At 44.3% G+C, this 4,648-nt stretch carries 7 protein-coding genes; 1 reads left to right on the forward strand and 6 read right to left on the reverse strand.

Going from position 1 to position 4,648, the window contains the following annotated elements; all coding sequences use genetic code 11:
- Positions 1–137: 137 nt before the first annotated feature.
- Positions 138–425 (reverse strand): hypothetical protein, encoded by a 288-nt coding sequence (locus L2082_RS18460; RefSeq protein WP_446012118.1) that lies wholly within the window; start codon positions 423–425, stop codon positions 138–140.
- A 240-nt stretch (positions 426–665) separates the two neighbouring features.
- Positions 666–1,121, reverse strand: a complete 456-nt coding sequence (locus L2082_RS18465) for a hypothetical protein (RefSeq protein WP_446011219.1) — start codon at positions 1,119–1,121, stop codon at positions 666–668.
- Positions 1,122–1,574: 453 nt separating this feature from the next.
- Here L2082_RS18465 and L2082_RS18470 point away from each other — a divergent pair, with 453 nt between their 5' ends.
- Positions 1,575–1,865, forward strand: coding sequence for a hypothetical protein (locus L2082_RS18470; RefSeq protein WP_446011220.1), 291 nt, complete (start codon positions 1,575–1,577; stop codon positions 1,863–1,865).
- Between the two features lie 184 nt (positions 1,866–2,049).
- Here the strand turns inward: L2082_RS18470 and L2082_RS18475 are convergent, their stop codons facing one another.
- The 4 genes from L2082_RS18475 to L2082_RS18490 all read right to left on the reverse strand — a co-directional run bounded on the left by L2082_RS18475 (position 2,050) and on the right by L2082_RS18490 (position 4,513).
- Positions 2,050–2,628: a 5' nucleotidase, NT5C type gene (locus L2082_RS18475; RefSeq protein WP_446011221.1), complete on the reverse strand. Its 579-nt coding sequence runs from the start codon at positions 2,626–2,628 to the stop codon at positions 2,050–2,052.
- Positions 2,629–2,817, reverse strand: a complete 189-nt coding sequence (locus L2082_RS18480; RefSeq protein ID WP_446011222.1) for a hypothetical protein — start codon at positions 2,815–2,817, stop codon at positions 2,629–2,631. It abuts the gene before it with no gap.
- A 148-nt stretch (positions 2,818–2,965) separates the two neighbouring features.
- Positions 2,966–3,769 carry a DNA-binding protein gene (locus L2082_RS18485; RefSeq protein WP_446012119.1) on the reverse strand — a complete coding sequence of 268 codons (804 nt, stop codon included), beginning with the start codon at positions 3,767–3,769 and terminating at the stop codon, positions 2,966–2,968.
- A gap of 72 nt (positions 3,770–3,841) precedes the next feature.
- Positions 3,842–4,513 (reverse strand): ferritin-like domain-containing protein, encoded by a 672-nt coding sequence (locus tag L2082_RS18490; RefSeq protein ID WP_446012120.1) that lies wholly within the window; start codon positions 4,511–4,513, stop codon positions 3,842–3,844.
- Between the last annotated feature and the right edge of the window lie 135 nt (positions 4,514–4,648).

Here is a 4,648-nt window from a genome sequence, read left to right on the forward strand (position 1 = left end):
TCATTTTTCCTGATGTGATGCAGTCAAACAAATATAGGAGGAAATCACCAGATAAGAGAGTTTGTTGTTAGCCCGAAATCTATCTTAAATTATGCCAATTTTTGTGTTGACGATGGGGTCCACTTTATAGATTAACGTTATTTTTTTTCCAAATAATTAATGATTGTAGAATTGGAAATATACTGAAGAGACAATTCGTCTGGCTCAATCCAGACCACATTTTCTTTAGATTCTTCTAATTTTATCAATAATGCGGTTTTTCCTGTACCCGTCCGTCCTGCAACTATTCTTCCTGGATGATTTGTATTTTTTAAAACATCCAACATGCCAGTATCAATATAACATGAAGAAAGATATTCCTTATCATCTTCAGCACTTTCAGCACCTATATTAACATACTTATTAAATTTGAACTTACTCCCCATAATTAATCTAGACCTATAACAAAATTATAATTTGTTGTTATTATAAACATAAATGTAAGCAAAAAGCAATTCGGATCAAATCATAACAAAATGATAGGGCCTGAATAAGCTACAACGGTATCACACACCAAAATCAAACTGCGTAGCCATACGAGTTACAGGGTAGGGTCACAGGTTCAAATCCCCGGTAACAATCATGAAAACATTATCGCCGGAGATACTTCCCCTGATTTTCCTTCCCTATCCTTCACCTCCCCCATCCCCGCTCTTCTCCTTCTTCCTCCCCGGCTTAAACGCCTTCATAAAATCAATCAGAAACTTCCCTTCCTCGGCAATGTTAGGATACGCCTCGGAAAAGTTGCGGATACGACGGGTGGCGTTGTAAAGCCCTTCCATGCACCTGTCTGTGCCCCGCAGGCGTTGGTGATAGACCGACCGATATAATTTTTCCAGCGCATGTTCCCCCGGTTCCATGCGTTTGACCTCAGCCAGTCCTTCCGTAAGGTCGGCAAGGACAGAGGCATCCAGATTCAGGGTCTCCCCATACTTCTGGACAAAGCGGGCAGCGTCATCAGCAACAGCCTGATATCCAGGCAATGCTTTATGCAATGATTGCGCTTCATTTCCGTCCATCGGGGACACAACTTCTACGTTCAGTACTGCTGCGAGCTGCTCAATCAACGTTTGCTCAGGCATAGCGACCTCCTTGTATGAAGTTAAAAGAATAATAGCAAGGTATTGCGATGTTGCTAACCTGTCAAGGATAAAAAAGAAGGGTTTCTGGTCAATTTGGCAAAGGAAGGAGAGTACGAGGAGGTATATTTTTTATATAAAAAGATAGAAGAAATATATTTGGAGATCAAAAAAAAAGACCTGTTGATCATTTCAATATACCTGGAGATATGTTGCTTCTATTTGCACAAAGAAAAAATATATCTTTTGCCCGGATCAGACCGACTCCTGCCGTGCCCGAGGCGGTATATATTTTTTTGAGAGCATCATGTATATAGGCGGGACTAAAATTGAGCGTCTTTAAATAGTTTTCAAAACTATATATTTTAACCAAAATACAAGGTGATCGAAAAAAGGTTTACTTTTCTGATACGATCTCTTATTATTGATAATAAATACTACTAAGGAGGTATTGCCATGTTCAATAAAAAAACATTCGTTGGAGTCGTTCTTTTTCTCAGCATTTTTCTGGCCAGTCAAGCCCTTGCCGGTCAGTGGCATCGGACAGAAATTGCTTACTGGGGTGCATCTGGAACCGCTTACTGTAATAACTATGAAAATGTTCATGTACGGGTCGGGGTGAGCTACCTGCATCCGGATGATGCCCTGGAAGCACTTTGGAGTCGCGCTGTTACGGCCTGCCAGTACCGAGGCGGCTTGTATAATTATACAGGCAACACATATCACCAGTGGAGGTCTTATTGGTAAAAACAGGTTCTTGGTCAGGAATGTATCAAAAAAAAACGGAAAGAAAGCATTGTGCTCTCTTTCCGTTTCGTTGTTTATGAACCGGTCTGCCGATTCTCTGTCATATCAATACTTCTTTCACCGGTTTGGCCTGGAATGTGGAATTTGCAGAAAAGCGGTAAAAAAGACAGGGGGATAAAAAAATCTATGATACGAGTTCCCTGATATCCTGCCAGGAGCTGACGCCGGGGAGTTGGTGGCGGTTGTGGTTCCAGGGTTGGTGGAAAACAAAGGGGTGAACGCCAGCCTTGCTTAACTGGACGCAGGTTTCAGCGCGATCATCAATAAAAAAGCGTAATCCTTGTTTATGGATATATTGAGGTTTGCCATCATGGGCTCCCATGGCAATAACCTTGATAGCCTTGCAGGTTGATGCAGGGAAAAAATCAGCAAACCAATCATGGACCGGGTCTGCAAGAGACCGGGCAGTGATTACGGAAACAGGGTTGCGTTCTGCCAATTCTCCCAGAACCTGGACAGCATCCTCCATAGGTTGCAACCCGGTTCCCACGGAATCCAAAAGGATTTTGGTGAAAAGGGCATCAGCTTGGGGGCGTGTCAGGCCAAGGCATTGCTCTACCTCAAAGTTGACAATATCTGCGCAGCTAAGATCACAGAGGCCATAGTCTTCACAGGCCAGACGCAGGAAAACTTCTGCGGTATCAGCGATAACCCCGTCAAAGTCAAAACCGAGCAGGGTAGGGTCAATTTTTGTTTTTGCCAATTATTTCTTTTGCTTTTTTCGGGATCCCTGCCGGGTTTCCTTATTGATCTTTTCAATTCTCTCTGCCAGCTCGTCTGTGACAGCTATCCGGCCTTCAAGAACACATCCCTTGCGGGCAGGCACACATTCACCGGACAAGCGTTTACATTGTCCGTTTTCAAGATTAAAATTTTTGCAATGAAAGGTCATGCCCTTTTTCTGTTTCTCCTCTGAGGGAATTTTTAAAAAATAACCCCCCTGTTTTCAGTACAGGGTTTGTAGGGGCAGGCCCCTGTGCCTGCCCGGTATATAGGAGCCTCGCACACCGTTCCCCTACAGGAACCCTGTACGCAACATTTTATTCCAGGATCTTTGCCTCTTCAATGATGGCATCATAGCGATAGCCAGCACCAAAATCCTTGTCCTTATGCAAGGTTCCTTCAACCGTGATAACAGCACCTTTTTTGGTCTCGTCTGAGGTGGTGACCACGAGATCATGGGTCTTTTTCTCCGAATCCCCGGTACCATCCTGAAGATGAACCCAGTTTTTGCCCATGATCATGCTGGAGAATTTGACCACCTTTCCCCGAACCTGAACTTTTTTATTATTAAGCTCCTCAGCCTTGGTAAAGCAGTCCTCAACGGTTTGAGCATTGCTGCCCTCTGCCTTTTCCACCTTGATTTCATTGGCAGGAACAGTTGCCCGGGCAGAGCCTCCAGAGAGTTTTGCCAGCTCAGCATCGCTGACTTTTTTCGTAGCTTCTTCGGCTTCTTCAGTGCCATGGGGAGCATGAGGATTGGCAGCGGCCACATGGGTCTCATCAATACGTCCAGAGGAAAAGATGATAATATCAAAGGTCTTTTTCAGTGCCTTGGATTCAAAAGCCTTCATCATCATACCAGGGCTGAGAACGACTTCCTGGCCTGCTTCTATTTTATTTTCAGGTAAGGCAACCCAGATTTCACCCTGCTCATTATTGAGAAGTACGTAGGTGTAGCCGCCAGCAGATTGCACCTCCAGTACCTTGCCTTTGATGGGATTGGCAGCAATGGCTTTTGCTGCTTCTGCTGTTATTGGGGTTGACGTTGTTTCTTCCGCTAATGCGGGACTGGTCAGCAGCAAGGTCAATGCTAAGGCTGCCGGAATATAACTCTTCATCATGATTTATTCTCCTTGGACAAGGTGATATTGTTTGTAGCTCTCCGCGCTCTATTTGATTGCGTCGAGCTGTATTTACGTTTTTGGTTGCAGATTAACAAAAGGAAGGCCGAGCCAGTGGGGAATGATTCCAGCCTGCCAGCAATTCCGGGTGTTGTTGATAATTTCCTGCATAATTCCTGAAATAACGGTTTGTAACACATCGCTTCCACCCATATTGGCCCCTCCGTTCCTCCACAGGGTCTCAAGCATGAGAATCAGCTGGAAAAAGTTTTGTTGTAATAGTTTATTTTCAGGATGATCTGGCTGATCCTTTCCTGTGTAATTTTCTGGGAGTCTGCTGTTTTTTATTTTGATAAATCGCCCAAAATGAGAATATCCGTTATGGATATCCTCTGTTCCAGGTGTAGGAGTAAAGCGATAGTAGGGTGGAACAGGGAAATCGTGTTCTGTCCAGGGGGGAGAACCCAGATTGCTGTTAAAAATATGTCCTTCACCCTGGTTAATAATCGCCTGTACAGCATCCTGGGCAGCAGGATAGCTACCTATAATTTGGTGGAAATTTTGTTTTTCCCAATGGCGTTGTTGATACTCGGTGTTCCAGCTGAACTGGTGGGTTCCAACCTGATTGATCCCAAAGATGAGCGCATCGTACATCTCCCCGATGGAATGGTAAGGATATTGAGGCAAGGTATGATCCATTGTCTGCCGTAACTGGCCCTGCTCAGGGGTTTCAATATCCAGCATTGTATTCACAATACCATCGCCATTAAAGCACCTCTTCTGGCGTATTAACTCGCCCAAGAACGGCTACTTGATTAGCGATGGATTGAATAGAAATACCTTCTGGAATTTGCGGAAGCAATTTTAATGTTTCACGGA

The organism is Candidatus Electrothrix sp. (genome assembly GCF_052785085.1).